The organism is uncultured Roseobacter sp. (assembly GCF_947501835.1).
Taxonomy (GTDB): Bacteria; Pseudomonadota; Alphaproteobacteria; order Rhodobacterales; family Rhodobacteraceae; genus Roseobacter.
The window spans coordinates 223,355-250,002 of record NZ_CANMXR010000006.1 but is presented as its reverse complement, the minus strand read 5'-3'; the positions used below and the strand labels follow the sequence as shown (position 1 = coordinate 250,002).

Annotated in this window: 22 protein-coding genes; 18 read left to right on the top strand and 4 right to left on the bottom strand. The window is 58.1% G+C overall.

What is annotated here, in order from left to right:
* Nucleotides 1-36 precede the first annotated feature (36 nt).
* Nucleotides 37-525, top strand: coding sequence for a pentapeptide repeat-containing protein (locus Q1A20_RS14435; RefSeq protein ID WP_298969448.1), 489 nt, complete (start codon nucleotides 37-39; stop codon nucleotides 523-525).
* Nucleotides 526-546: 21 nt separating this feature from the next.
* On the opposite strand, the gene Q1A20_RS14430 is transcribed toward Q1A20_RS14435, so the two are convergent.
* Both Q1A20_RS14430 and Q1A20_RS14425 read right to left on the bottom strand, forming a co-directional pair.
* Nucleotides 547-2,337, bottom strand: coding sequence for a tetratricopeptide repeat protein (locus tag Q1A20_RS14430; RefSeq protein ID WP_298969447.1), 1,791 nt, complete (start codon nucleotides 2,335-2,337; stop codon nucleotides 547-549).
* Nucleotides 2,330-2,950, bottom strand: a complete 621-nt coding sequence (locus Q1A20_RS14425) for a GNAT family protein (RefSeq protein WP_298969446.1) — start codon at nucleotides 2,948-2,950, stop codon at nucleotides 2,330-2,332. Before Q1A20_RS14425 ends, Q1A20_RS14430 begins: the two co-directional genes overlap by 8 nt.
* Before the next feature lie 388 nt (nucleotides 2,951-3,338).
* Between Q1A20_RS14425 and Q1A20_RS14420 the strand changes: the two genes are divergently transcribed.
* The 17 genes from Q1A20_RS14420 to Q1A20_RS14340 all read left to right on the top strand — a co-directional run bounded on the left by Q1A20_RS14420 (nucleotide 3,339) and on the right by Q1A20_RS14340 (nucleotide 24,804).
* Nucleotides 3,339-5,897: a GGDEF and EAL domain-containing protein gene (locus Q1A20_RS14420; protein WP_299917261.1), complete on the top strand. Its 2,559-nt coding sequence runs from the start codon at nucleotides 3,339-3,341 to the stop codon at nucleotides 5,895-5,897.
* A 161-nt stretch (nucleotides 5,898-6,058) separates the two neighbouring features.
* Nucleotides 6,059-7,150, top strand: a complete 1,092-nt coding sequence (locus tag Q1A20_RS14415) for a LysR family transcriptional regulator (protein ID WP_299917259.1) — start codon at nucleotides 6,059-6,061, stop codon at nucleotides 7,148-7,150.
* A 402-nt stretch (nucleotides 7,151-7,552) separates the two neighbouring features.
* Entirely contained in the window at nucleotides 7,553-10,747 is a 3,195-nt protein-coding gene (locus Q1A20_RS14410) for a CHRD domain-containing protein (RefSeq protein ID WP_299402092.1), read from the top strand.
* 61 nt (nucleotides 10,748-10,808) lie between these two features.
* A complete protein-coding gene (locus Q1A20_RS14405; RefSeq protein WP_299402090.1) occupies nucleotides 10,809-12,554 on the top strand; it encodes a type I secretion system permease/ATPase in 1,746 nt (581 codons plus the stop codon).
* A complete protein-coding gene (locus Q1A20_RS14400) occupies nucleotides 12,551-13,921 on the top strand; it encodes an HlyD family type I secretion periplasmic adaptor subunit (protein ID WP_299402089.1) in 1,371 nt (456 codons plus the stop codon). Before Q1A20_RS14405 ends, Q1A20_RS14400 begins: the two co-directional genes overlap by 4 nt.
* 132 nt (nucleotides 13,922-14,053) lie before the next feature.
* On the top strand, nucleotides 14,054-14,221 hold the full coding sequence (locus Q1A20_RS14395) for a hypothetical protein (RefSeq protein WP_299402088.1): 168 nt from the start codon (nucleotides 14,054-14,056) through the stop codon (nucleotides 14,219-14,221).
* A 319-nt stretch (nucleotides 14,222-14,540) separates the two neighbouring features.
* Nucleotides 14,541-15,773, top strand: coding sequence for an ABC transporter substrate-binding protein (locus tag Q1A20_RS14390; protein ID WP_299917257.1), 1,233 nt, complete (start codon nucleotides 14,541-14,543; stop codon nucleotides 15,771-15,773).
* Between the two features lie 80 nt (nucleotides 15,774-15,853).
* Nucleotides 15,854-16,711 (top strand): ABC transporter permease, encoded by an 858-nt coding sequence (locus Q1A20_RS14385; RefSeq protein WP_299917256.1) that lies wholly within the window; start codon nucleotides 15,854-15,856, stop codon nucleotides 16,709-16,711.
* 3 nt (nucleotides 16,712-16,714) lie between these two features.
* Nucleotides 16,715-17,539, top strand: coding sequence for an ABC transporter permease (locus Q1A20_RS14380; protein ID WP_299402085.1), 825 nt, complete (start codon nucleotides 16,715-16,717; stop codon nucleotides 17,537-17,539).
* Nucleotides 17,536-18,573 (top strand): ABC transporter ATP-binding protein, encoded by a 1,038-nt coding sequence (locus tag Q1A20_RS14375; RefSeq protein WP_299917255.1) that lies wholly within the window; start codon nucleotides 17,536-17,538, stop codon nucleotides 18,571-18,573. The genes Q1A20_RS14380 and Q1A20_RS14375 overlap by 4 nt, the downstream gene beginning before the upstream one ends.
* Entirely contained in the window at nucleotides 18,573-19,334 is a 762-nt protein-coding gene (locus tag Q1A20_RS14370; protein ID WP_299917254.1) for a hypothetical protein, read from the top strand. Before Q1A20_RS14375 ends, Q1A20_RS14370 begins: the two co-directional genes overlap by 1 nt.
* Nucleotides 19,331-20,167: a sugar phosphate isomerase/epimerase gene (locus Q1A20_RS14365; RefSeq protein WP_299917252.1), complete on the top strand. Its 837-nt coding sequence runs from the start codon at nucleotides 19,331-19,333 to the stop codon at nucleotides 20,165-20,167. The genes Q1A20_RS14370 and Q1A20_RS14365 overlap by 4 nt, the downstream gene beginning before the upstream one ends.
* Entirely contained in the window at nucleotides 20,164-20,685 is a 522-nt protein-coding gene (locus tag Q1A20_RS14360; protein ID WP_299917250.1) for a DAK2 domain-containing protein, read from the top strand. Before Q1A20_RS14365 ends, Q1A20_RS14360 begins: the two co-directional genes overlap by 4 nt.
* Nucleotides 20,682-21,698, top strand: a complete 1,017-nt coding sequence (locus tag Q1A20_RS14355; protein WP_299917249.1) for a dihydroxyacetone kinase subunit DhaK — start codon at nucleotides 20,682-20,684, stop codon at nucleotides 21,696-21,698. The genes Q1A20_RS14360 and Q1A20_RS14355 overlap by 4 nt, the downstream gene beginning before the upstream one ends.
* 3 nt (nucleotides 21,699-21,701) lie before the next feature.
* Nucleotides 21,702-22,607, top strand: coding sequence for a tagatose 1,6-diphosphate aldolase (locus tag Q1A20_RS14350; protein ID WP_299917248.1), 906 nt, complete (start codon nucleotides 21,702-21,704; stop codon nucleotides 22,605-22,607).
* Nucleotides 22,608-23,372: an SDR family oxidoreductase gene (locus Q1A20_RS14345; protein WP_299917246.1), complete on the top strand. Its 765-nt coding sequence runs from the start codon at nucleotides 22,608-22,610 to the stop codon at nucleotides 23,370-23,372.
* 10 nt (nucleotides 23,373-23,382) lie between these two features.
* Nucleotides 23,383-24,804 carry a hypothetical protein gene (locus Q1A20_RS14340; RefSeq protein WP_299917244.1) on the top strand — a complete coding sequence of 474 codons (1,422 nt, stop codon included), beginning with the start codon at nucleotides 23,383-23,385 and terminating at the stop codon, nucleotides 24,802-24,804.
* On the opposite strand, the gene Q1A20_RS14335 is transcribed toward Q1A20_RS14340, so the two are convergent.
* Together Q1A20_RS14335 and Q1A20_RS14330 are read right to left on the bottom strand one after the other, a co-directional pair.
* Nucleotides 24,797-25,876, bottom strand: coding sequence for a nucleoside hydrolase (locus tag Q1A20_RS14335; RefSeq protein ID WP_299402072.1), 1,080 nt, complete (start codon nucleotides 25,874-25,876; stop codon nucleotides 24,797-24,799). The genes Q1A20_RS14340 and Q1A20_RS14335 overlap by 8 nt on opposite strands.
* A 12-nt stretch (nucleotides 25,877-25,888) precedes the next feature.
* Nucleotides 25,889-26,635, bottom strand: coding sequence for a GntR family transcriptional regulator (locus Q1A20_RS14330; protein ID WP_298969427.1), 747 nt, complete (start codon nucleotides 26,633-26,635; stop codon nucleotides 25,889-25,891).
* Nucleotides 26,636-26,648: the final 13 nt, after the last annotated feature.

The following is a 26,648-nucleotide window of genomic DNA, read 5'->3' as shown; positions in this document are numbered from 1 at the left end:
AAAGAGTAGATTTCGCTCTTCAAAGGATCACAAATTATGTCAGAATCACTCTATACTTCCCAGTCAATCGTATTGTTCGGTCGTAATGTTGATGACTTGGCCGTCATCAAAAAGGGGCTGGAAACGGACTCAACAGTCAGCAAGGAAGGCAAGCAATTTGCCCGGATTTACGGGTTCACCTACGATGGTGCCTACTACGAAATTCCAACGCCTGTGTTGTTCACAGTGAAAGACGACGGCGTCGATGCGGACACTGTGGCCGTTCCGGGGCCAAACCCGAAAAACGCGAAATTCTTTGCCAGTCTGAAGGCATGGACAGTGAAGCAGACCGAAGAAACCGTGCGTTTGGACGTCGATCAGGGCAAGTTTGAAGACGTGCTGTTGGGCATGGTGGGCGGCGACGGCGCAGCCGGCGTTTCCGGCGCCCGCGTGTCGGGTGCACGTGTCTCAGGGGCCCGCGTTTCCGGGGCCCGAGTGTCCGGTGCGCGGGTATCAGGTGCGCGGATCAGCGGCGCCAACGACTAACAACAGGCGCGGCGCGGGCAGTTAAAGGCCCGCGCGCTTCAACCCATCCAGGAAGTGCTGCACGTCTTCTTCATGCAAGTCGGGTTGCACCGATGCCCAGCGATCCACTGAAAAGTTCGGGTGCGCCTGGCGCACAAGATCAGCCTGGGTTTCGGCCTCTTTGACCTTGCCCAAATGCGCGTAACTCGCCGCGAGAATGCGGCGTCCTTCCGTTGGGTTCTGCATCGTCTGGATGGTGCTGATCGCCTCTTCGTAGCGCTTGAGGTTGAAATACGCGCCGCCCAGGTGCCAGATATACTGATCAGGATAAAACGGGTTGAGCCGCATTGCCTTCAGCAACAGATCGACCGCTTCTTCTGACCGGCCCATGTGCGCCAGCGCGTCCGCCATGTCGGACATCAAATCCGCATCGTTCGGATTAAGCTTTAGCGCCCGGTCATAGGCGTTGATCGCGGGCTCATGCTCCTTGCGATAGAGATGGGCGAACCCAAGCTCACCAAATCCGCGCGCGTCGGCCTCATCCAGATCGATGGCTTCGCGGGCAAAAATCAGCGCGTCATCAAGCGCGACTTCCGGCTTTTCCGCCCAGTCATAGCGCCAGTCCAGATTGAAGGTTCTGGACTTCGCGGCATAAGCACGCGCATAGCGCGCATCGCTGCCAATTGCGTTTTCATAGAGGTCACGCGCCTGACGCACCTCTGGCTGCGTATACTTCAAAACATGCCGGTGCCCTTTGAGGACAAACCCGTAAGCCATGAGGTTTGCCGGCGGCAAAAGACGCATCCGGTCGCGTTCCGTGGCCTCGATCCGCGCGGCAGTCGCGGAGACGATGATCTGCGTAATCTCGTCCTGCAAATCGAATATGTCTTCAACGTCACGGTTGTACTGTTCGCCCCAGATCGTTCTGTCCTGCAAGGCGTCCAGCAGTTGCAATGTGATGCGGATCCGCGACCCCGCTTTGCGCACGGTGCCATCGACGGCGTAGCGCACGCCCAGTTCGCGTGCGGCCTGTGCGGGTGATTTCGACCGCTCCGCGTACATGTTCGCCGATCCACGCGCGATGACAAAGAACTCCTGAAACCGCGACAGGTTCGTGGTAACATCTTCGGTCAGACCGTCAGCAAACCACTGATCGTCCCGGTTGCTGCCCTGAAATCCGAAGGGAAGCACGACGATGGATTGGTTCGCAATGGGTCGTTCCTTGAACTCGGCGGAGTTTTCAAGATTGCGGCGCAGCCCCGGCGTCATAGCCGCGGTTGTCGGATTTTCATGCACCTGAAAAACGTCGATCGTGCGACCGATGTTTTTGAAATCCTGACCGCCCAGATATTCGTAGCCGTATTTCAGCTTGTTGCAGACGTGATCATAAGCAGCGCCGGAAATACAGACCTGACCCGGCGAGGCAAAGGCCTCGATCCGCGCGGCAATGTTGATGCTTTCACCGGTGATTTCGTCACCACTGACCAGGATTTCCCCAAGGTTGATGCCAAAGCGGAACCAGATCTTCTCTTCTTCCGGCAGACCTTCGTTTTCCGCTGCTAGAATTTTCTGCATCTCGATGGCGAAGGTTACGGCATCCACGGCGCTTTCAAACACCATGAAGGCATTGTCACCCGCCGACCCCTTGAATTCTCCGGAATACGCGCGGATCGCCTCGCGGAATTTCTCCAGACGGTTGGTGACGGAAATCGTCGTCCCGACTTCGTCGACACTCATCATCGTACTGAAATTCGCCACATCAGCAAAAGCAATCGCCACCAGACGCCGTCTGAGGTTCTCGCGTGGTCCAGATGTTTGTTCGGTGCTACCCACGACCTTCTTTCCAACAGGTTGGCGCAAACGACAGCTTGCAGGATTCCATCACTTTATCAATGACCTGATCCCTGCTGGCTAACCATTCTGAACCAAGAATACCAGCAATTACGATATCTTTGCGTTCGCCTTCGACAAACCAGCCTTCCCGGAACTTGCCCTCGTCCGTGAACCCCAGTTTGTGCAGAGCCCGTTGTGTTGCTGCGTTGTCATCCCGGTAAAAGGTGGTGACCCTGTGCAGTCGCAGGCGTTTGAACGCCAGGTCCAGAACAGCAACCGCCATCGCCGAGGCAAGCCCTCTTTTCCGAAATTCCTCCGCAACGAAAAACGGCAGGACAGCATCCCCCTGAATATAGTTAATCGATTCAAGCCCGGCGATCCCCAAAGGCTGTCCCTGTTCATCCTCGGCAATGAACCAATAGCCACAAGGCGACTTCGAATATTCGATCGACTTGGACCAGCTTTCGCGCAGCGCATCCACGCTGGTCGGCACGGGCAACGTGCGGTCAAACAAGGCCACATCCTGAAAGTCCCAAAACCAATTGGCGATTTTCGAAATGTCGTCGAGCCCTAGCGGGCGCCACGTGATGACGGCAGGATTCTCAATTGACATAGCTCACGTCCCATCAAAATTTTCGAAAAATGATCGCCACCTGTGGCACTGCAACTTTGGGTATCGATCTCCATAAAAAGAAATTACGTTCAACATGTTAACAACTCAAAATAGTACCGTACTTGTGTGTATTGCAACGTATTAACCACGGCCATCACCCCAGGCCTGCGCCACTGCATGTTTGCCAGTGGTCGAATTTTTGATGCCTTGGGTGCCATCACGCTGCGTGGGCGAAAGACCTTTCCAGCCACCAAAGGTGTCAAAACAGTTCGACTTTTATATGATAACGCGGCTTTAAGTGCCCATTGCTAACCGTTTAACCAGTGTTTCGAGAGTACCAATGCACCATAAGAACAACATTAGTTTGGGCTTTTCTGTGGAGTCGCTGGTGAACTCACTGGCGCTACCCACGTTTTTCGTGGGATTGGACTACTCTATTCTTTGCACCAATCGACGCGCGATCTCTGTTTTGTTCGGTGGAGAAGAGAACACCATCACCGGGCAGGACGTACGAAATGTGATGGATGGCACGGAGGCGAGAAACCTCTTCGAGCAGCTGGTTGTTCGACTGCCCGACGATGCGCCCATCGCGAACGTCTGCTTGAGGCTGGATGGTTATTCCAAAAGCCAAACATGGCACGTATCGGCGTTGAGCGATCCTCAGCACGCAACTCTTGGATATCTCTTCCAGGCCTCAAGCGAAGCGATCGACAGTGATGAGCCAGGGGCACTATTTGACGCCGATTTTAGTGCCACGCCGACGGAAACACCAAGTGATTTTCGGCTGGAGAACCAAGATGGGTCAGATCCCGAGGCTCGCCTGGAAGGGCTGAGCCTGGCCGAAAGCGAATGGCGCTGGAAGACCGCTGTTTTGAGCGCAAATCAGGCAGTCTGGGATCATGACTTTGAGCGTGACCGTCATTTTGTTTCCAAGACGTGGCGCGCATTGCGCGGCCTGACCGAAAACGACACCATACCGACAACCAACGAGGCCTGGCTGGAGACGATTCATCCAAAGGATATTGATCACATCAAGGAGGAGCTCCGACGCCTGGAGTGTGCTGAAACGGATGTGATCAACTACAAATTCAGACAGAAACACACAGCTGGTCACTGGGTCTGGTTCTTGAGCAGCGGACGTGTCGTGCGGCGCGACAAGGATGGTCTCCCGGCCCGGATCATTGGCACCGACACCGACATCACCGACATCAAGACGGTCGAGTTGGAGCGGCACCGCATGGCCGAGCGTTTGGACACGGCGATGGAGGCGGCGGAAATGGGCCGTTGGGAATTCGATGTGGGCGCAAATTATGCGTACTGGGATGACCGATTGCTGAAAATGTTCGGACTGGAAGGCAGCAGCAACCATATGGGAGCAACAGCCTGGTCTGAATTCATTCATCCCGATGACAAGGCAGCAACACTGGCGCTCTCCGAGGAATGCCTGAAGCAAGGCAAGGACATTGCTTGTGACTATCGTCTTTTGAAGCGCGACGGGACGGTGCGGCACATCCGGACCCGCGGGAAGTATGTGCAGGATGCTGAGCATGGCGCACGGTATTACGGCGTCAATTTCGACGTCACACACGATTATGAACGCGCGGAGGAACTTGAACTTGCGCGCGCCAGACTGGAACATGAAAGCCGACACGACGCGCTCACCGGATTGGCAAATCGGCGCTATCTGGACGACATGTTCACAGAATTGGTGGAGCGATCCGACGCCGCCGCCCTTAAACTGGCCGTCCTACATTTCGACATCGATCACTTCAAACAGATCAATGACACGCTGGGCCATGACGCCGGTGATGCCACTCTGAAACATGCGGCCGAAATCCTGCGCAAGAATGTGCCGGAGAGCGCGTTGGTCTCCCGCGTCGGCGGTGACGAGTTTGCGGCGTTGCTCTTGGATGTTCCGGGCACCGAGATCCTTGAAGACATTGCAAAAAACATCATCAATGACATGTCGCAACCGTTCTTTTACGGCTCGCAGCAGTGCAATATCGGCACAAGCATCGGAATCGCGGTGTCAGAGGATGGCGAGCCGCTGAACAGCAGTCTTTTCATCAATGCCGACCTCGCGCTTTACGCAGCCAAACAGGCGGGCCGCGGTCGGTTCCGGTTTTTCACCACCGAAATGAAGCAGGACGCACGGCGACGGAAAAATTCGTTTGATGCGCTCTTGGCCGGTTTCGATCAGGGTGAGATTACCTGTCACTATCAGCCGCAGTTCGATGCAAAGACACTTGAACTGACCGGATTGGAGGCTCTGGTCAGGTGGGAAAGCAAAGCCTTTGGCCTGATCATGCCGGAAGAGTTCCTGAGCACTGCCGAGGATATGGGACTTGTCGCACATTTTGACGAGTTGGTGTTGCGCAAAACACTCTACGATTTGGAACAGTGGAAATCTCAAGGCTTTGATATTCCAAGAATTTCAGTCAATGTCTCCTCGCATCGGCTCAATGACCCGACGTTGGGCGAACGCTTGCAACCCCTGAACCTGCCCCACGGAAAGATATCGTTCGAGCTATTGGAATCGGCCTTTCTCGATTCAAAAAACGACGTCATCGAACGCAACCTGAAACAAATCGAACAACTGGGTATTGAGATTGAAATCGATGATTTCGGAAGCGGGCACGCCTCCATCGTGAGCCTGCTGCAGATTGCCCCCAAACGGCTCAAGATCGACCGACTGCTGATCGAACCGATTGTTGTGTCCAAGCGTCAGCGCGACCTGATCAAAACGATCATTGGGATTGGCAAGATGTTGGATGTCAGCGTCGTCGCCGAAGGCGTGGAGACGTTTGACCATGTCTCGGTACTGCAGGAGCTCGGATGCTGTTACCTGCAGGGTTTTGGCCTGGCGCGCCCGATGGACACGGATGCAGTCACCAAATTCATGCAGGAGATCAGCGCGACGGATGGTCGTCTGGTGATCGGCCAATAGCTGTAATTTTCTGCTTGCTTGCACAGATTTGAACTTGCGAAATCGCCCGCGACGGGTTGTACAGCTTCGTACAGCTGACCTCGCGCGCCTTCACGAATTGGCGATGGAAGACGAAAGTTATTGTCGCTGGTCTTTGGTTTGGACACGATTAGGCTCGCGAGGTGCTTGACGACCCTGGACTGCTGCTGCCCGAATTATATGGCAGCGCCGACGCTCGATGGACCACAGCGCTCGCAACAAACCAAACCGTTTGGATGTTCGACACCATGAACCTAAGAGATTTGCTATATGTGATCGCCGTCGCTGAACATCGGAACTTCACGCGGGCGTCGCAGGTTGTTGCCGTCAGCCAACCCGCACTCTCCAATCAGATCAAGAAACTTGAGGCCGAATTGGGCATGGCCATTTTTGAACGGGGGAGGAACGAGGTCCGGCTGACCGATTTCGGCGCCGAACTTGTCGTCAAAGCGCAAGAGGTCTCGGCCATGGTCGATGGCATCAGAGATCTCGCACACAAACACCGCGCGGTCGAAGATTTGCCTTTGAGGTTGGGCATGACGCCAACACTGGCGGCCTATTTGTCGCGCTACTTTAACGACCTGTTCGCCGCGGCGTTTCCGAATGTGCGTATGGTTATTGTCGAAGAATATCCTATTCCCTTGGCCAGGATGGTCGAGGACAAATCGATCGATATGGCGTTTATCGCGCGCAAGAGCTTTGACGCAATATATGAGGGATCGCGCCAACCTATGGATTTCGCATCCCTCTGGCTTGAGCCGCTGTACCTGGGTGTCCGGCTTGGCCATCCGTTGGCGCGGAAGAATAGCATCTGGGCTCATGAAGTCCCGGCAAACATATTGATCCGATTTGATACTTCCTTCGGGTATGATTTGGAGGCAAGACTGCCTGAGGCCTCGGCGGCGACATCAGATGTGACTGGGATCGATGTGCGCTCCGCCAGATTTGAAACGGTTTGCCGACATGTCGCTCAAAGCGATGCCTGCACCATGATCAATGCCATTGCCGCAGAACAATTCAAACGCGATGGTTTCGGTTTGGAATTTGTCCCATTCGATGACGAGGGCAATATGAGAGAACTCGGCGTGCTCACCCGCCCGGAATATCCACGACCGGAGGTCATCAAAGTGATGCGCGATCACATATTGAAAGCGCCTCCTATCGGGACGGTCGCATCCCGCACAACAAAGAATGTGCTGCGCCCTGCACCGCTGACCGTTCAAGATACCGTTTGAGCAAGCGCCACAAGCTCACGATCCGGAAACAGGACCGATCTGAATTTGGTGCTGGAACAGCGCCAAGCGTCGGCGATGGCCCAATTCTTGCAAGGCTTTGGCCAAATGCATGCGGCAGCTGGCGCCCAAAACGCATCGCCTTCCGATCACCCAGGGTTACTTTCTTGTGACTGCGCGTAATCGAATAAAAATATATATGCCAGAACCACGCGTAAGTAACTGTTTTTAATGACTTTCGAAAATATCCGCCTCACGCCCTGCGTGAGTATTCGCGCTGGTTATGAACCCTATTCAAAGCAGAAATTTCAGTGCCCCGGAACGGCATCCTAATCCTTGAGAGGCGGATCGAACCACTCCCCGATCAGACGTCCGCACAACTGAACTCAAGTATGGAGCTTTCAAATGCTATCCGAATTTCTCGCAGGTTTGCGCGCCAGATTATTGACCTCCTCGTCGCTGGCACAGGAAACCGTCCGTGACGGTCAGACCCTGACCAACGGCTTTTTTCAAAGCACTATCGTCGATAACACGCCGGCCTTTTTGCTCGACAACGATTTTGCCCGCTTCCTGAACTTTGGTCAGGTTGAAGCCAATAATGCGGTGGCGGCGGTATCTGTTGAAGGCGAAGACGCGCAGGTCTTCAACTTTCGCTCAGGCAGCATTGAGGCCAATTCCGGCCCTGACGCATTGGCGACCGGCATTCAGGTCAGCGGCAGCGCGTCCATTCGCAACTTTGGTGAAATTGCTGGTGAATTTAACGGCGTGCAATTCGCAGGCACCGGAAGTTCCGGTACGCTCGATAACTTCCGGGGCGGCGTGATCTCTTCCGACAGCCGCGCTGTGGACATCCAGGGAGAAGGCGTCAGCCTGCGCAACTTTGGCGACATCCTTGGTACCGGCGATCAGCGCAATGGCACCATCTACAGCGATGCTGGCGCCGAAGACGTCTCGATCAGCAACTTCACTGGTGCGACCATCGATGCAGGCACCGGCAACAACGGCGCAGGCATTTCGCTGCAAGTGGGGGATGAGGCCGGTGACCGTGTCTCCAACACACTCTTCAACGGCTTGGGCGCGACCATTCAAGGGCGTGGACAAGAAGCGTCAAATACCCCCGGCGCGGGCGACGGTATCCGTATCAACAATGGCGCCGAAGGCACAGTGTCCGAGACCGACATCGTCAACTCTGGTCTGATTTCCTCGGAAAGCAATCAGGGCACTGCGGGCGGCATCCGCGTGGCCGATGGCGTGGCGGCAGAAGGCCGCATCCTCAACACCGCCACCGGCACCATCGAGGGTGCGCGCAACGGTGTCTACATCGGTGAGGCCGAGCACGACCTCGACATCCTGAATTTCGGCACCATTCAGTCTGGCAGTCGCGCTGTAAACATCGATGGCTCGGGTGTTGATCTGATCAACGGCGGCGACATTCTCGGGACGGGCGATCAGCGCAACGGCACTGTTTATGCGGACGATACCGCGCGCGATTTCTCCATCAACAACCTCGCCAATGGCACAATCGATGCAGGCGAGCACAATGATGGCGCAGGTATCTCGCTGTCGCTGGCCGAAGATGGCAACGGCGATGTGGAGATCACCAACGCAGGCACCATTGCAGGGCGCGGGCAGGCCTCCGCCGCGGCGGGCACGGCAGGCGACGGTATCCGCCTGGAGGGCCTGCGGGGTGAGGCAGGTTTCGCGCCAGCACTTTTTGACGGCACAATCACCAACTCCGGCGAAGTCACCTCGGAAAGCCTCGTGGGCACCACGGGCGCGTTCCGGTCGGTTAACGGCGTCAACTTCAAGGGCGAGTTGATCAATGAAGCGAGCGGTGTCTTCGCGGGCGGTCAGAACGGTGTTTACTTTGGCACCGGCGATCATACCGGCGGCTCTTTTGTAAACCGAGGCCTGGTCACATCAGACAGCCGTGCGCTGAACATCGATGGCGAGGGTCTTGATGTGCGCAACGAAGGCACGATCCTGGGTACGGGCAACCAGCGCAATGGCACGGTTTACGCCGATGGCACTGCCGACGGCTATACCTTCACCAACACAGGCACAGTCGACGCCGGGCTTGGCAACAACGGCTCTGCCGTCTCGCTGCAAACAGGTGATGTCGCGGGGGACGTGGTCTCGGCCGCGATCTTCAATGAAGGCACCTTTCAGGGACGCGGCGATGCAACAGAGGGCAATCAGGTTGGCGACGGCCTGCGTCTCTTCAGCAATGTCGAAGAGGCCAGTTTCGCTGGTCTGGTGCAGAACGATGGGCTGATTGCCGGATCGGAAGACAGCGACGCTGCTGCGGGTATCCGCATTGATGGTGGGCTGAACATCCTCGGCGCCATCGTGAACGAAGGTGAAATCACAGGTCGTGTGAACGCCATCGACGCCGCGCAAGCGGGCTCAGTTACCTTCGTCAATGACGATACAGGTGTTGTAAATGGTAATGTGGTGCTGAGTGACGGAGACGACATCTTTGTAGACCTTGGTCAGATCAGGGGTGTCGTCAACGGCGGCGCAGGCGATGACGTTCTGATTGCCGGCGAAGGCGACAATGTGATCGTTGGCGGCCTTGGTGACGATTTCATCGACGGTGGCGACGGCATCGATACGGCAGATTTCTCCGACCTCGATGTTGGCGTGACGGTGAACCTCGGACCAAACGGTAATGGCACCGCGACGCGGGACACCGGTTTTACCGTTCGTGTGACCGATCAAGTGGTCTCCGCACCGGGTCAGTTCGGATCTGCCATTGCAGATGGTGCGCAGTTTGTGGAGCAGGCGGTGGCGGGCAACCTCTACTTCAACATCCACACATCGGACTTCATCGGTGGTGAAATTCGCGGGCAGCTGCTGGTGGATACCGATGAAACCGTGGGCGATATCCGGACGGTCACGCTCTCGGGAGGCCTGGATGCAAGCCAGGAACCGGGGCCGACCTCGGACAGTGAAGCCACGGGCGAAAGCTCTGTCGTGATCACGCAGAACCTGGTGACAGGTGAAGTGAGCTACTCCAGCGCACTGAGCGTGGTGGGGCTGAACGAGGCCGACCTGCAGACCCCGATCCCGGGCGTTGTCTCGGCGATCCACCTGCACAATGCGCCCGCCGGTGCCAACGGGCCTGTGGTTCAGGACACGCTGGTGGACGCAGGCGCCAACATCGACGGCGATGTGCCTTCGGGCATCACCGGGCTGGATGTGATCGAAAACCAGATCGAAACCGATGTTCTGAGTTCCATCGAGAACGTCATCGGCTCCGACGACGGTGATGTGATCATCGGCAGCGATCTGTCCAACCGGCTGAGTGGAGGGGACGGCGATGACCTGATCGAAGGTCAGGGCGGCAACGACCTGCTTATCGGCGGGGACGGCAGCGATACCTTCACCTTCGCCCCCGGTGACGGCATCGATGTCATCGCAGACTTCCAGTTGGGCGTGGACAAAATCCGGTTGTCGGATTTCGGGTCGGATTTCGATCTTGCAAGTGCGATCACGCAGGATGGCTCAGACGCGGTTCTGTCCTTCTCCTCAGACGCCTCCGTGCGTTTCGAAGGGATCGACAGCACCCAGCTGAGCGAAGACGACTTCATCGCCTAATCCGAAACAGCGGGTGGCGGCATCTGTCGCCACCTTACCCTTCCTGAAAAGAGATCACACCATGTTTCAGAGAAAATCCCCCGTAAAACAGGCCTGGGCCTCTCTCAGAGGTGGCTTCTGGGCCGTTGCCTTTTTCAGCCTCGTGCTGAATTTCCTGATGCTCGCCGGGCCGCTCTATATGCTGCAGGTCTATGACCGCGTGTTGACCAGCCAGAACATCGATACCCTCATCGCGCTAAGCGTGCTATTGGCCGGTGTTTTTGTCGTCACCGGCAGCCTTGATCTGATGCGGATGCGGATCCTCAATCGGCTCGGCGCGCAGTTCGAACTCAAAGTCGGCGCGCCCATCCTGCAGGCCGCCATGCGCCGACGCGTCAATGGCAAAACGGTGCCGGGCGAAACCCCGGCTGCGGATATCACCGGCTTTCGGGATTTCATTTCCGGCAGCACTCTGACCGCTTTTTTCGACGCACCCTGGATCCCGATCTATCTGGGCGTTCTTTACATTCTGCACCCGCTTTTGGGCGCATTGGGTTTGGCGGGTGCCGTCACGCTGACCGCGCTCGCGCTGATCAACAACGCCCGCGCCTCAGGTGTAATGCAGGAGGCCGCACGCGCGCGCAGCCGATCCGATGCCTTGTTCACGACGGGTGAGCGAAATGCAGAGCTTGTCCAGGCCATGGGTATGAAAGGTGATCTCGCCCGGCGCTGGACGGCTCTGCAACAGGATGCACATCAGCTCAAAACACGCACCAGCGACCGGGTCGCCGGGTTTTCGGTCCTGTCAAAGACAATCCGCATGGGGCTGCAATCCGCGACGCTGGGCCTCGGGGCCGCGCTTGCGATCACGGGCGAGGCAACCGCCGGTGTGATGATCGCTGCCACCATCGTTCTGGCGCGTGCATTGGCCCCGATCGATCAGCTAATCGGACAATGGCGCACGTTCCTCGCCGCGCGCGGCTCTTATAGAAACATCAGCGCCCTTACCGCGGATTTTCCGCAGGATCCGGTGCGGTTGCATTTGCCGCGCCCTGCGCTGTCTCTGGACGCCAGTATCGCACAGGCGGGGCCGCCGCTGGCCCGAAATGCAACGATCGGTGGGATCAACTTTACGCTGGCTGCGGGCGATGTTGTGGCGGTCATCGGTGCCAGCGGATCCGGAAAATCCACCCTCGCAAAAATGCTTGCGGGCATCTGGAACCCGCAACGCGGCGCGATCCGGCTCGATGGAACACCAATGTCAAAATGGGACGCCGAAGACCTCGGTCGGCTGATCGGGTATCTGCCGCAGGACGTTGAGCTCTTTGATGGCACCCTGCGCGAAAACATTGCGCGGTTCTCGACCAACATCGATGACAATCAGGTGCTACAGGCCGCGCTGGCAGCGGATGTGCACCAGCTAATCAGCAGTTTTCCTGATGGGTATGAAACAGAAATCGGCAACGGGTTTTTCCTCTCCGGCGGACAACGGCAACGCATCGCATTGGCCCGTGCGCTCTATAACGATCCATTTCTGCTGGTGCTGGATGAACCCAATTCTGATCTGGACAACATTGGCGAACTGGCCCTGCGCAAGGCAATCCAGACCGCACGGGGGCGGGGTGCCATCACCTTTGTCATGACCCACCGTCCCAGCACGCTGCAGGCGGTGAACAAGGTGTTGATCCTCGACAAGGGCACACAGACCAAATTCGGCGACAAGCATGATGTGCTGCGGCCAAACGGCGAGAACGTTCTGGATGCGCAGCGACAACCCTCCATCGCAAATCAACCAAATCCCAAAATTAAGGAAGGAACGGCGCAATGACCCGCCTGATCCCAAACCGCCCGACACCGGATATTCTGCGGCTCGAAGATTATAACCGGGTTCTGGATCAGCCAGCAGACACCGGCATCGGTCGCTTCGTGATCTTCGGCATGCTTGTGATGGCCTGCTTTATCGGCGGCTCCGTTTTCTGGGCGCAATCCTCAAAACTCGATGGTGCCGTCGTGGCACCCGCCTCCCTTGTGGTGGAAGGCAACCGGAAGACTGTCGAGCATCTTGATGGCGGCATCATACGCTCAATCCTTGTGGCAGATGGTGATTTTGTCGAGGCCGGGCAGACGCTTCTGGAACTCGACAGCACCGATCTGGACGTCGATGTGAACGTTTTGGGAAATCAGCTGGGGGACCTATTGGTGCGCCGGGCGCGTTTGCTGGCGCAAATCAATGGCGCGGATAGCTTTGTGGTCAACGAGACGTCGGAGATGCGCCTGATCGATTTGCCGCAACAGGAGTGGGCTGCTGCCTACCTGACGCAAAGACAATTGTTTGATGCGGAAAAACGCGCCCGGACGACGGAGGCCGAAATCCTCAGCCAGCGCATCACCAGCCTGAAAGACCAGGTCGCGGGGTTGGAAGAACAGCGCGCATCCAATGCGCGGCAGCTTGACATCACGCGGATGGAGTTGGGCAATTTACAGTCCCTGCAGGAAAAAGGTCTGGTCGCCGCGGCGCGGGTCAACGCCCGGCGCATCGAGATCGAAAGGCTCAGCGGCCTCGATGCATCGCTTAGGACGCAGCAAGCTCAGGCGACCAATCAGATTGGTGAGCTGCAGCTTACAGGTCTGAGCCAACAGAAGTTGCGCGAAGAGGCCATTGCCGTGGAACTTGCCGCGGTCGAAGCTCAGTTGGCGCTGGTCGAGCCGCAATTTCTGGGCGCCTCGGAACGGCTCAAACGTGTGGTGGTGATCGCCCCCGCCAGTGGCCATGTGGTGGGGATGACCGTTTTCACCACAGGCGGCGTTGTTCGGCCCGGCACGCCTATTCTTGAAATTGTCCCGAAAGACGACCCTCTGGTGATCGAGGCCCGCGTGAACACCACCGACATCGAAAAACTGCATATCGGTCAGAAAACACGCGTGCGCCTTTCGGCCTTTGACCAGGGTGACATCCCCGAGGCGAATGGCAGGATTGTTGATATCTCGGCCGACAGTCTGGAGGACGACCGCACCGGGGATCCTTATTTCGTTGCACGTGTAAAGCTCGACACCGAACAGCCTGATACGGTCGCCGATCTGGAGCTGCTTCCCGGTATGCCTGCCGATCTCTTTGTAAACACAGGGGAAAAAACCGTGTTGAGTTATCTGACGCAACCTTTGAAGGAACGGCTTGCCCGGACCTTTATCGAGTAGACAAAGACAGCGGGGCGGGGCATCGGATGGCCTCGCCCTACTGTTCCAATCACCAGGATTTGTTTTGGATTACTCCTGGGTTTGCGCGATCTGTGGTACCGTCGGCACAGTCACAAGGAAACGATCTCGGACATGGATGGCTCGGTTACTGCGGAATGGCTTAAAGCGCGCCTGCGCGATCCGGATCTTTTGGGGATCGATTGTACCGTAAGCGCTGTCGAAGACGATCAGGGAAAAAGGCAGGTCACCTATTGCGGCGCGGGTATTCTGGCATCGATCAACGCACTCGCTCTGGTGTAATTGGGGAGCCCGGATGTCGGTTTCTACGCGGCATTCTTACAGGAATGGGCGGCAAACCCCGACAATCAGATGGACGCATCATAACACTAGGTTGTCCCGTCCAAAGTCATCCTTGACACATCAGAGTCATTACTATCAAGTTGTACATACAAATTTGGGTGGGAGGAAGAGCTCAGGACCCGAGTACATGCGATACATCGAAGAGCGGCACAGCGACCTGATCAGAAATGGCATCTGTAAAAGCCCGCTAAAACCATCAGCTGATGACCTCCAAAAATGCGACAGATCAGAAAACGCTGACACTACCAAGGGAGTGAGAATGAGACAGAAATTGAAAATGGCGCTGCTGGCCACGAGCCTTTTGCTCGCACCGACAGTTGGCTTTTCGGACACAGCAGACGGCGAGGCGCTGAACAGCATGTCCTGGGAGGAAGTTGTCGACCTGGCCAAGGGTGGCGAGGTGAACTGGTTCCTCTGGGGCGGGTCCGACAACATCAACCAATACGTCTCGGAATATATCGGCGGTCGCCTGCAAGATGAGTACGGCATCACGCTGAACCGTGTGGGCTTGAGCGATACGGTCGAGGCGGTGAACATCGTTCTGGGCGAAAAGGAATCCGGTGTCATAGATGCCGGGTCCGTCGACATGATCTGGATCAACGGCGAGAATTTCCGCACCATGAAACAGGGTGGGCTGGCCTATTGCGGCTATACCGACATTCTGCCCAACAATGCCTTTGTGGATTGGAACAACCCGGCGATTGCCAATGACTTCGGTGTGCCTGTCGAGGGCTGCGAAGTACCCTGGTCAAAAGCACAATTCGCCTTCGCTTATGACACAGCCCGCTTTGACGACCCGCCGCGATCCATCGGTGAACTGATCGACTGGGTGCAGGAAAACCCGGGCCGTTTCACCTATCCCGCACCACCGGATTTTAACGGCTCTGTCTTTGTGCGCCATGTGTTCTATCACGCGGCAGGTGGCGTGGACACTCTGCTGGGAGACTTCGACCAGGCCAAGTTCGATGAGGTCGCGGCCAAGACATGGGACATTCTCAACGACATGGAACCCTACCTCTGGCGCGAAGGAAAAACCTATCCGGCCTCCATTTCCGCAATGGAGCAGCTTTATGCAAACTCCGAGGTGGATCTGACGTTCAACTATGAACCGTCGGGCGTGGGGCTGAACATTGAAAACGGGGTCTTTCCGCCGACCACACAGGGCTATGGCCTGACGGATGGGACAATCGGGAACACCAACTATACAATTATCCCGTTCAACTCGCCCAACAAGGCAGCCGCATTGGTCTTGCAAAACCTGTTGCTGTCCGGCGAGGCGCAATATCAAAAGGCCCGCCCGGATGTCTGGGGCGCAGCACCGGCCATTGAGGTGTCGCGCACCAGCGAGGCGGTGCAGGCGGATTTCGGCACCATCGTGGCACACCCCAACGTGGTTCCGGCGGATGAACTGGCCAAAGCGGCCCTGCCCGAGCTGCAAGCCTCCTGGATTTCCGCCATCGAGAAGGGATGGCTGGAAAACGTCGGCCAGTAGTCTCCCGCTGACCCTTCCCACGACGCAGTCTGCGTCGTGGGGCCCTCGCCACCGAAACGATCCAAATGGAAGTCGGGCATTTGTCAGACCGAACGAAAATCTTTTTGCTGCTGCTGCCCGCCATGTTCATCATTGTCGTGCTGTTCTTTGGCGGACTGATGATCGGGCTGATGCGCAGTTTCAATTATATGCCGGTGATCGGTCTGACCGAACCGGACCTGAGCGCCTATATCTCCGTCTTCACGGACCGGGAATTCTACCTCTCCTTCCTGCTGACCTTCCATATCGCCTTCACCTCCACGGTGATCTCCTCAATCCTCGCCATCGGCGCCGCCCTGCTCCTGCGCCGCAGCTTCGTGGGCCGCAGCGTTGTGAACTTCCTGTTCCAGCTCAACCTGACGGTACCGCATCTGGTGGGTGCCATCGGGATGCTCTACCTCTTTTCGCAATCCGGCAGCTTCGCGCGCCTCGCGCATGAGTTTGGTATGATCGCCCGGCCCAGCGACTTTCCAGCGCTTGTTTTTGACCCCTATGCCATTGGGATCATTCTGCAATACGTGTGGAAGGAAATCCCCTTCATCGGGGTCATCGTTCTGGCAAATATGCAATCCATCGGCGAGGATTATGAAAGCGTTGCCCGCTCGCTGGGCGCCAGCAAATGGCAGACCTTTCGCTACGTGTTGCTGCCGCTGATTTTCCCGGGCGTTTTGTCCGCAAGCGTCATGGTCTTTGCCTTCACCTTCGGCGCTTATGAAATACCGGCCATTCTGGGCGCGAATTTCCCCGCCGCATTGCCAGTGCTGGCCTACCGCAAATACACCGATGTGGATCTCGCCGCACGCCCTGAAGCCATGGCAATGGCCATTGTCATCGCACTGCTCTCTGCGGTGATGATCTATTTCTACGTGCGCTATTCGCGCCGCCGGATCAGGGGGTAGCGCATGAGCAACGCCGAGAGCATCCCAATGCGCAGCTTCCGGGTTCTGACCGGGGTTGTTCTGATCACATGGCTTGTCCTGCCCCTAATTCCGCTGGCCATCTGGTCCTTCGCGCGCGGCTGGTTTTACCCTGACCTCCTACCCAAAACCTGGACGCTGCGGGCCTGGGAGTATGCCATGTCCGACACCGCCGGGGTGCTGGACAGCCTGTGGCTGACCATCGGTATTTCGCTGGCCGCGACGATCCTATCCATTCTGGTCGGTGTGCCCGCCGGACGTGCGCTGGGGATGTATAAATTCCGGGGCAAGGAGATCGTTGAGTTGATGATCCTCGCACCCACGATTGTCCCCGGTATCGCCGTCGTGCTGGGCATCCATTCGGTCTTTATCTCGATGGGGCTGAACAACACCGTCTGGGGCGTGATCCTCGTGCATCTGATCCCGACGCTGCCCTACATGGTGCTGGTCATGTCGGGCATCTTCGCCAACTACGATCCGGCGTTCGAGGCGCAGGCGCGCAGCCTCGGGGCCTCGCCGCTCAAGACTTTCTGGTACGTCACCCTGCCCGCGATCCGCCCCGGCATCATCGTAGGTGGGCTCTTTGCCTTCCTCGTGTCGTGGAGCCAATACATCCTGACCCTGCTGATCGGCGGCGGGCGGGTCGAAACCCTGCCGCTCCTGCTCTTCAACTTCGCGACCGCAGGCCGCAATGACATCACCGGTGCTATCGGCATGATCTACATCCTGCCCGGCATCATCATCCTGTTGCTCACTGCCAAGCACCTCTCGGGTCGCAGCGGCGCTGTCGGAGGCTTCGGACAGATTTGACCCATGTTTCGATTAAAGAGCTGACAAAGGTCTATCCCGGTGCCACCACCCCGTCGCTGGACCGCTTGTCGCTGGAAATCCCGACCGGCGAGTTGACGGCGTTGCTGGGCCCGTCCGGCTGCGGCAAGACCACGACGATGAAGATGATCGCCGGGCTGCTGGAGCCGACTTCAGGCGACGTTACCTTTGATGGCCGCTCCGTCCTGCGCGACAAGCCAGAAGATCGGGGCGTGGTCATGGTGTTTCAGAACTACCTGCTTTTCCCCTATATGAGCGTCGCGGACAACGTCGGGTTTGGTCTCAAGATGCGTAAAAAGGATCCTGCAGAGATCAAACGCCGCGTGGGCGAGATGCTGGAGCTGGTCAAACTGCCAGATTTGGGAGATCGCAAACCAAGTGCTCTCTCCGGCGGGCAGCAGCAACGTGTCGCTTTGGCGCGCGCGCTGATCGTGCAACCCAATGTGCTCTTGCTGGATGAGCCGCTGTCGAACCTTGATGCGCATCTGCGGTTTGAAATGCGCGACCTGATCCGGTCGCTACAGCAGGAAATAGGCATCACCACGATTTTCGTGACCCATGATCAGGAAGAGGCGGTGGTTCTGGCCGACCGCGTGGCGCTGATCCTCGACGGGCAGATGAAGCAATATGACCGGGCCGATGTCTTCTACAAACGCCCCATCGACGAGGCGACGGCGCGGTTCTTTGGCGGGCATAATTTCATTCCCGGCACGTCAGACGGCCATGTTTTTGACTGTGCGCTTGGCAAGCTGTCGTTGCCGGAGGGAGCCACAACCGGCGTCGGCAAGCTCACCTTCCGGCCCGAAAACGTGCGGATCGGTACTGCGGTGGATGGACAAAACTCTCTGACTTCGACCATCGCTGATGTCATCTATCTTGGCACGCAAACCCGGCTCAAGCTGCGGGTGGGCGACACCAACTTAGACGCCGTGGTGAACCCCAATGAAATCGAAAGCTACGCCATCGGGGATACGCTACCGATTCACCTGCCTCATTCAACGCTTTGGGTGATTTGATGACCGTGGTTTTCAGATCCATGTTCGAAGTCACACGGGACGAATGGCTCACCGGGCTCGGCCTTGCCGCAGAGGATATCCCTGACGTGGTCATCCTCGAAGGCTCCTGGTGGCGGGCCGAACGCCAAGCGATGCGTTTGGCACATTTGACCGACGCGCGCGAACTTGGCTTCCCCGATATCTTTTGGGGGCGCTACGGAGACAAGAAGGTCGTGTTTTGTATGGCATACGGCGCGCCACGCGCGGTGGAGGTCAGTCAGATTTTTGCCTGCCTGGGGTGCAAACTGGTCATTCAGATCGGTACCTGTGGCGGCCTGCAATCCCATCTGGCCCCCGGCGATATCATCATTCCAGACGTCATCCGATGCGAGGATGGTGTTGCCGAACACTATGTGGACGGCCCGACAATTGCGGCGGACCCATATTGGGTCACACGCGCCAAATCGGCATTGGACGCCCAAGACCGCAGAGTTCACGTCGGCCCGCATGTGACCTTCTCCTCGCTCTTTGCGGAAAGCGTCGAGATGTATGAAGCCTGGCACAGGGACGGTCTGCTCAGCGTTGAGATGGAGACCGCAACAACGCTGGCCGCAGCGGCCAAATACGGCGTGCCCGGTGTCTCGATGGTCGTGGTCTGGGACGAGCTGACAGCGGGCCGCCGGTTCATGGACCCGATGACACCGGAGGATCTGGCCCAGTTGGATATCAGCAATGAAGCGGTATTTGCCGCGGCCCTTACGCTGACGGAGGAGGTGACATGAAATACGGTATTCACGCCGGTCTCTGGCAGGCCCGATGGACGGATGAGATTACCCCGATCCTGAAAACCGTGGCCGATCTCGGGTTTGACGGCGTTGAGGTGTCGCTTCTGGGGATGAGCGACGAAAAGGCCACAGCGCTCGGCAAGGCGGTACGGGATCACGGATTGCAGGTCACCTGTTCGGACGGGTTGGCCCCGGACAAGGATATCACCTCTGATGATGCTGACGTCCGCGCGGCGGGCGTCGCCTATTTGAAATGGGCCATTGAAACCACGGCACGGATCGGATCGCGTGGATTGGCGGGCGTGGTGTTTGCGCCCTGGGGACAGTTCGACCCGCTGAACAAGCCCGTGCGCGCAGCCCGCTCCGCAGAGGCGCTGGGGTCATTGCACGAGACGTTGGTGGCCCACGATGTCACGCTTGGGATCGAAATGCTCAACCGGTTCGAGACGGATCTAGTGAACACAGCGGATGAGGCCGTTAACATCGCCAAGGCGTCCGGGTCCGACCGTGTTGGCGTTCTGCTGGATACGTTTCACCTCAACATCGAGGAAAAGGATATTCGCACGGCCATCGCCAGTGCCAAGGGAAAGCTGGCGCATTTCCATGTGTCCGACAACGACCGTGGCGTGCCGGGATCGGGGCACATCCCCTGGGATCAGGTCAAAGCCGGTCTGGAGGATGCGGGCTATGAGGACTGGATCGTCGCGGAAATGTTCGTGATCGCCGGCAACCCCGCCAGTGCGGATCTGAACATCTGGCGGCATATTGAACCGGATGCAACCGACGCGGCCCGCCGTGCGCTGGCCTTCATGAGGGGTACCTTCGGATGAAGGATTTCCTCGCGCTTTGTGTCACCCGGTTTGAAGCTCTCGAACAAGGGCTGAACCAGCTCGATGCAGCAACGGGCGATGGCGATCATGGGTCAACGATCCTGAAGGGACTGCGCGCCGCTGCGACCGCGGATGCCGCTCCGGAAAAGGCGTTTCGCAAGGCTGCAGGCGGCGCGTCCGGCTCGCTTTTTGCGCAGATCGTTGCGGCGCTGGAAAAGGTGGCCAATGGCGCGCCAATCGGAGAGGCACTGACGCAGGCGGCGGAACGGATCACGATGCTTGGACAGGCACAACCGGGTGACAAAACGATGCTGGATGCCCTGACGCCCGCCGCCGCCGCGACAACGCCGGACGCAGCCGCGCAGGCTGCGGCGACGGGCCGGGATGCAACACAGGACATGGCGGCCAAGCGCGGCCGCGCCAAACATGTGGAGGGCGCGGGCGTCGGTCATATCGATGCCGGTGCCGCATCGGTGGCGGAACTGTTGGCGATTTTTGCCGAATGGAGGCGCATGTGAAAAAGCTTTTCAACACCAAAGAGCGGATGCCGGACGATATGATCGACGGTTTCGTCGCCGCCTATCCGGATATTGTCTGTCGCGGGGTTGATCCACGGGTGGTACGCCGCAAGACGCTCCACACGAAAGAGTGTAAGGTCGCGCTGCTCATCGGTAATGGCAGTGGCCATGAACCGATCGCCATGGGGTTCGTGGGAGAGGGCGTTCTGGACGCCAATATTGTCGGCGATGTTTTCGCAGCCCCCTCGCCGGATGCGATCCTCGAGGGCATTGAAGAGGTCTGCGGCGATGCGGGCGCCGTCCTGCTGATCTCACGTCACGAAGGCGATGTGATCAACGGCAATGCCGCCGCCCTGATGGCGCAGGATGATGGGCTGAACGTGCAACCCCTGTTGATGTATGACGACATTTCCTCCGCACCCGAAGGGCAGGAGGAGGAGCGTCGCGGCGCTGCTGGCACTATGTTCATCTATAAAATCCTTGGGGCTGCGGCGGAAGAGGGGATGCAGATCGAGGATCTGATGACCCTTGGCGCGGAAGTTCGCGCCGCCACGCGGACATTGGGTGCCGCTGTCTCGCCCGGTGTATCGCCGCTGACTGGCGAGTTGATGTTCACCCTGCCCAAGGATGAGGTTTTCATCGGTATGGGGGTGCATGGCGAACCTGGCGTCGGTCGCCGGAAGGTCGGGCCAGTGAAGGACCTTGTGGTCTATATGCTGGGCGAACTGCTGGAGGATCGCGCGATCAAGGCAGGCACGCCGACGGTGGTTCTGGTCAACGGCGCGGGTGGCACCACGATGATGGAACTGCTGACGATCTATGGCGAGGTGCACAGGCAGTTGGGCGAGAAGGGGATTGAACCTGTCTCGCCCATGATTGGTTCCTATTCCACCACGCAGGAAATGGGCGGGTTTTCCATCTCGCTCTTTACGCCAACACCGCAGATGCTGGGGCTGTGGCGCGCGCCGCATAAGGCGCCTCACTTTCCGCACATCAGTGCGCAGGGAGGCTGAGCCATGCCGGACAGGATTCATGGTGTGGCTGTCGATGCCGGTAGCGGATTGGAGGCCAGCATTCGCGCGGCGCGGGGGAGCGATGCCAAATCCGATGATCTGCTGACGTTCAAACGCACGGTACTGGAAACGCTTGGACCCGACGCGAGCACGGTTCTTGTTGACGCAACATGCGGTCCCGACCTGTTACAGAACTACCCCACGGGCTGTGACCGCATGCTCGCGTTTGAAGCTGACGTTTATCACATCTCGGATGCAGACCGGATCACGGTGTTGCCGGATAGCTTTCAGGTTTCGGACTATCCCGGTATGGGCGTCAAGCAGCTGAAATTCTTCATGTATTACGCACCGGATGATGATCCCGATCTGAACCAACGCAAGCATGATCTGGTCGCGGATATCGGTCAGCGCTGCCGCGAGGCAGGCATCCGGTACCTCATGGAGCCTTTGGTTTATCACCCCGACGTCACACCCGGTGGCGCGGATTTCGCAGCGCTGAAGCCTGATCTGGTGCGGCGCGCGACGGCAGCGTTCGGCGACCCCAAATTTCAGGTGGATGTGTTGAAAGTTGAGGTTCCCGTCGATCTGAATTTCGTCGAAGGGTTTGGGACCGCGCAAATGTCTCGAACACAAGCGCTGGAAGCGTTCCAGCAAGCGGCGGAAGCGGCAAATGGCATCGACCTCGTCTATCTCAGCGCCGGTGTCACGTTTGACCGGTTCGAAGCCTCCTTGAAGCTGGCTGTGGAAGCCGAAGTCGACTTTGCAGGCTTCATGTGCGGGCGCGCGATCTGGTCTGATGGGGTCGCAGTCTTCGGCGCAGAGGGGGAGCGCGCGCTGCGCAATTGGCTGGACCAAACCGGGCGGGATCGTCTGCACCGGTTGATTGCTGCACTGGAAAGGAAGGTCTGAATGCTTCTGAAAGACAAAATCGCGATCGTCACCGGTGGATCAAGCGGCAACGGTCGGGCCATTGCGGAGGCTTTCGTCGCGCAAGGCGCCAAGGTGATCGTCGCGGATCTGAAGGAAGTCGGTCGCGAAGGCGGCACCCCCACGGCAGATGTCATAAACGCAAAGTCCCCAGGCGCGGCGCAGTTCGTTTCTTGTGATGTCAGCAAGATCGATGAACTGGAAGCATTGGTTGCCACGGCCGAGGCCTGGGGCGGGCTGGATATCATGGTCAACAACGCCGGTATCTTGCAGAAGGAACCCATTCTGGAAGCGACCGAGAAAACCTTTCACCGCATGCAAGACGTCAACGTCAAAAGCGTATTTTTCGGATCCCAAATGGCCGCACGCGCCATGGTAAAACGCAACAGCGGCGTCATCATCAACATGTGCTCAATCGCCGGAATGCGCGGCACTGGCGGGTTTTCGCATTACAACATGTCCAAGGGCGCCGTACGCCTCTTGACCTATTCGCTGGCCGATGAATTGGGGCCGATGGGCATCCGCGTCAACAATGTGAACCCCGGCATCATGCGCACCCAAATGAACATCGAAGACGATCCTGTGATCGGCACCGAGACCGGCGAGGGGTATCTGGACATGATCCCGGCTCGGCGGTGGGGCGAGCCTGAAGAGGTGGCAGATGCCTGTGTTTACCTGGCGTCCGATTTGGCGAAATATGTGATGGGAACGTCGCTGGTTGTCGACGGCGGCTATCTGCGGATCTGAGGATGATACGATGAAACTAGGACTGATGCGCGCATCGCTGCCCAGTTACTTCCCGGAAAAGCACGGGGTTTGGGATGCGGCTGAGGCTGCCTTGGGGTCCCTTTGTGACGCTGAAGATGTGGCGCTTTATGTGCACGCGGACATCCCGATGGATGCACGGCAAACCGAAACGGCGCTTGCGGCGTGCAGAGCGCAAGGCGTTGATTTTATTTTACTCCTGCACGGTGGCTTTACCATGGGCGACGTGGCCCGCACCGTTGCGGCGTCAGAGTTTCGATTTGGTTTCTGGTCGGTGCCGGAACCGGTGCGCATCGGCGATGTGCAGTTGAATAATTTCGTCTCCTTGAACATGTCCATGTCGATCGCACGTCAGGTACGCGATCTCTCCAAACACCCGGCGCAATGGTATCACGGCGCGCCAGAGAGCGCTGACCTGCAAAACAAGCTCCGCTGTACCCTGCGCGCGCTGAAGGCTGCCAAATCCCTGAACGGTGCCCGGATCGGTGTTGTCGGCGGATTGGCCATGACCTTCTACAACATGGAGGTGTCGACCTCGGATTTGCGCGCGCGGCTTGGCGTTGAGGTCGCGCATCACGACATACATGAGCTGACCGGGCGGATGGCGGCGCTGGACGCAGATCTGGTGGCCGCTGAGGTGACCCAGATGGCAAGCGCTGCGGAGGTGTCCGGCGTGTCGGACGATCAAATGGCGCTGACGGCACGCGCGGCCTTGGCGCTTTTGGACATCGCAAAAGCGGGCGAGTATGCGGCGCTTGCAGTCAGCGACTGGCCCGCACTACAGGACGATCCCGGCATGCACCCTGGTGCTGCATTCACCTGGCTGGAAGAGCGTCACACCCTACCCATCGCGTCAGAGGGCGATGTGCTGGGCGCCGTTACGCAACTCATTGCAACATCACTTACGGGCCGGGTCGGATACCTGCTGGACATGACCGAACCCGATCTGGAAGCCGGTCAACTGCTGATGTGGCATGGCGGCGGCGGGCCCCTGTATCTGGCAGATCAAAAAGGCGCGAAGTGGATCAACCATCCGATGATCGGGCGCGGCACCGAGGCGGGTCCGATCTACGGGGCGATCAGCGATCTGGTGTTTCGCGATGGGCCTGTCACGGTATTTCGGGTCGCCCGCAACGCTGGCGCATTCTTTGGTATGACCGCGCGGGTTTCCGGGCGCAATCCAAGCGGGTTCACCGGATGCCGTGGCTGGCTGGAAGACTTCGAGATCGACGGGCAGCGCGCTGACCTCGAAGAGGTCGTGGCCAGCATCATGGCGCATGGGCTTGAGCATCATTTCGTCCTGGTACCCGGAGATATCGCGGGAGTTCTGACGGAATTCACGTCCTGGACCGCCATGGATATTCTGGGGCGGGTCCCGATGCGCGGGCATCTGGACAGGCGCGACTTCACTTAGCCGCGGCGGCCAGCTTGTCATAAAAGTCGAGAAAAATCTCATCGCGCTGGACATCATGTGCCTCGCGCATCTGGTGCCTCTCCGCGTGTTTCTCCCAAAAGAGGTTTTCATCCAGGAGGGGCGAGGTTGTCAGATGCGTCGGGACCCAGTCAGGGTCTATCAGCCAAGCAATATTGATGATGTCCCAGATGACCCAGGTGCGTCGCTCGGCATCCGAAATCGCGAACATGTCATGCAACGGGTTGTGCGTGTAAAGGTGGTAGAGGTAGTCGCCAATGGCCCCGTGTCCTTTGACAAACTGCGCCATTTCGGGCCGCGAAATTTTGAGCTGCGCACCGACATGGTAGCCTGGCAGATAGATATGCGGCACGCCGCTGTCAAAGATGGTGCGCGAGGCGTGGACATCCTGCACAAGATTGAGCGATGGGCGGTTGCAATGCGGCGCCGTTGAGGGATAGGCCGATGTCCAGATCACGACAATACGCTCACGTATCTCAGGCGCCTTCAGCAAGGCGCTTGCGATGTTCGTGACACAGCCCATCGCCGCGATATAGAGTGGTGCATCACCTGACTTGGCCAGACGGATGATGGTCTCGACAGCCTCGGACTCCACGATATCATCCGGGGTTTGCATATATCGGGGTGCGCCTTTGAAGACCTTCTCATCCGATGGCATCCCAAGCTTGTCATAAATGGTGCAGATTTCGCGGTAGCTCAGCTCCATCCCCTCCGCTGTCCCCACGAATTTCAGATCCGCCGCGCGGCGCCCCTGAGCATGCAACCGGTCCAGCCACCCCTGAAACCCACCGACCAGATGCTCGGCGCGGGCGGCACCCTCTTCCAGCGCGCGCTCCGCCGCAAGCAATTCCGGCTGGTGATGCGCGAAGGAAAACGTAACGGCCGTCACCGCTTCAACGGTCATATGCTCTGGCGACAAGAGCGCCCATGCGATCGCAAACTGATCGTCGATTTCATTTGCCGCGTCGGTGTCGATCAGGAGCCGGACCGGACCACCCTGCGGTAGGGACAAACGGTCTTGCATCAGGTCGGGCGAAAGCGGCGTGAAGGTCATGAGCGGAAATCCTTAAACGTGACGCGGCGTGCGGGCCGATTGGGACAAATTGAAACTAACGGAACCAGAGCGAAATACATCCTCGTGAAACACCATACGGCCCGTGTCATCGAAGGCCGAGCAGGCTTGTTTCAAAAGCGGCTGCCCCGGTGCGATCTCAAAGGTTTCGGCCAGCCTGTCATCCGCCAGAATGGGACTGATATCTTCGCAAGCTGCGGACCAGTCCAGCCCGAAACGCGCGCTGAGGATGCGCAGAATGGATTGCTCCGGCCCTCTTTCCGGAAAATCTTCCGGCTTGGCATCTTTGAGCAGGGCGCGCGGGGCATAGGTCATCACCAGCATGCTGGGTTTGTCATCAACCAGCCGGAGCCGAACCACACGGCTGACTTCGGTGTTCTGCATTTCCGGTGGGAGACCCGCTGTTTCGGCAGCCCCAGGAGCGAAATGGTGCAGTGATATGAACCGGGATGACGGATCATGACCCGCGCGCAGCATCGCATCGGTGAAAGACGTCAGACAGGTGTCAGAGGCAGGCGATAGTGTCAGGACCCTGTAGCCGCTGCCCTGCTTGCTCTCCACATATCCGTCCTGCACCAGCATATCGAGCGCCCGACGGATCGTGACCCGGCTGACCGCGAAATGCGTGGCAAGCTCGCTTTCGGTGGGCATCCGGCCCCCGACAGGATAGCGGCCAGCCTTGAGCCGTTGCAGGATCACCCGGTATGCATGTTCGTATTTCGGTTGCGTTTCCGCTTGCATAGATACGGTCCCC

Excerpts from the sequence above, each read along its gene's own strand:
- Q1A20_RS14435 (WP_298969448.1), top strand. The coding sequence starts at position 37 with ATGTCAGAATCACTCTATACTTCCCAGTCAATCGTATTGTTCGGTCGT.
- Q1A20_RS14425 (WP_298969446.1), bottom strand. The coding sequence starts at position 2,950 with ATGTCAATTGAGAATCCTGCCGTCATCACGTGGCGCCCGCTAGGGCTC.
- Q1A20_RS14410 (WP_299402092.1), top strand. The coding sequence starts at position 7,553 with ATGCTATCCGAATTTCTCGCAGGTTTGCGCGCCAGATTATTGACCTCC.
- Q1A20_RS14405 (WP_299402090.1), top strand. The coding sequence starts at position 10,809 with ATGTTTCAGAGAAAATCCCCCGTAAAACAGGCCTGGGCCTCTCTCAGA.
- Q1A20_RS14400 (WP_299402089.1), top strand. The coding sequence starts at position 12,551 with ATGACCCGCCTGATCCCAAACCGCCCGACACCGGATATTCTGCGGCTC.
- Q1A20_RS14395 (WP_299402088.1), top strand. The coding sequence starts at position 14,054 with ATGGATGGCTCGGTTACTGCGGAATGGCTTAAAGCGCGCCTGCGCGAT.
- Q1A20_RS14390 (WP_299917257.1), top strand. The coding sequence starts at position 14,541 with ATGAGACAGAAATTGAAAATGGCGCTGCTGGCCACGAGCCTTTTGCTC.
- Q1A20_RS14380 (WP_299402085.1), top strand. The coding sequence starts at position 16,715 with ATGAGCAACGCCGAGAGCATCCCAATGCGCAGCTTCCGGGTTCTGACC.
- Q1A20_RS14370 (WP_299917254.1), top strand. The coding sequence starts at position 18,573 with ATGACCGTGGTTTTCAGATCCATGTTCGAAGTCACACGGGACGAATGG.
- Q1A20_RS14365 (WP_299917252.1), top strand. The coding sequence starts at position 19,331 with ATGAAATACGGTATTCACGCCGGTCTCTGGCAGGCCCGATGGACGGAT.
- Q1A20_RS14360 (WP_299917250.1), top strand. The coding sequence starts at position 20,164 with ATGAAGGATTTCCTCGCGCTTTGTGTCACCCGGTTTGAAGCTCTCGAA.
- Q1A20_RS14350 (WP_299917248.1), top strand. The coding sequence starts at position 21,702 with ATGCCGGACAGGATTCATGGTGTGGCTGTCGATGCCGGTAGCGGATTG.
- Q1A20_RS14345 (WP_299917246.1), top strand. The coding sequence starts at position 22,608 with ATGCTTCTGAAAGACAAAATCGCGATCGTCACCGGTGGATCAAGCGGC.
- Q1A20_RS14340 (WP_299917244.1), top strand. The coding sequence starts at position 23,383 with ATGAAACTAGGACTGATGCGCGCATCGCTGCCCAGTTACTTCCCGGAA.
- Q1A20_RS14335 (WP_299402072.1), bottom strand. The coding sequence starts at position 25,876 with ATGACCTTCACGCCGCTTTCGCCCGACCTGATGCAAGACCGTTTGTCC.
- Q1A20_RS14330 (WP_298969427.1), bottom strand. The coding sequence starts at position 26,635 with ATGCAAGCGGAAACGCAACCGAAATACGAACATGCATACCGGGTGATC.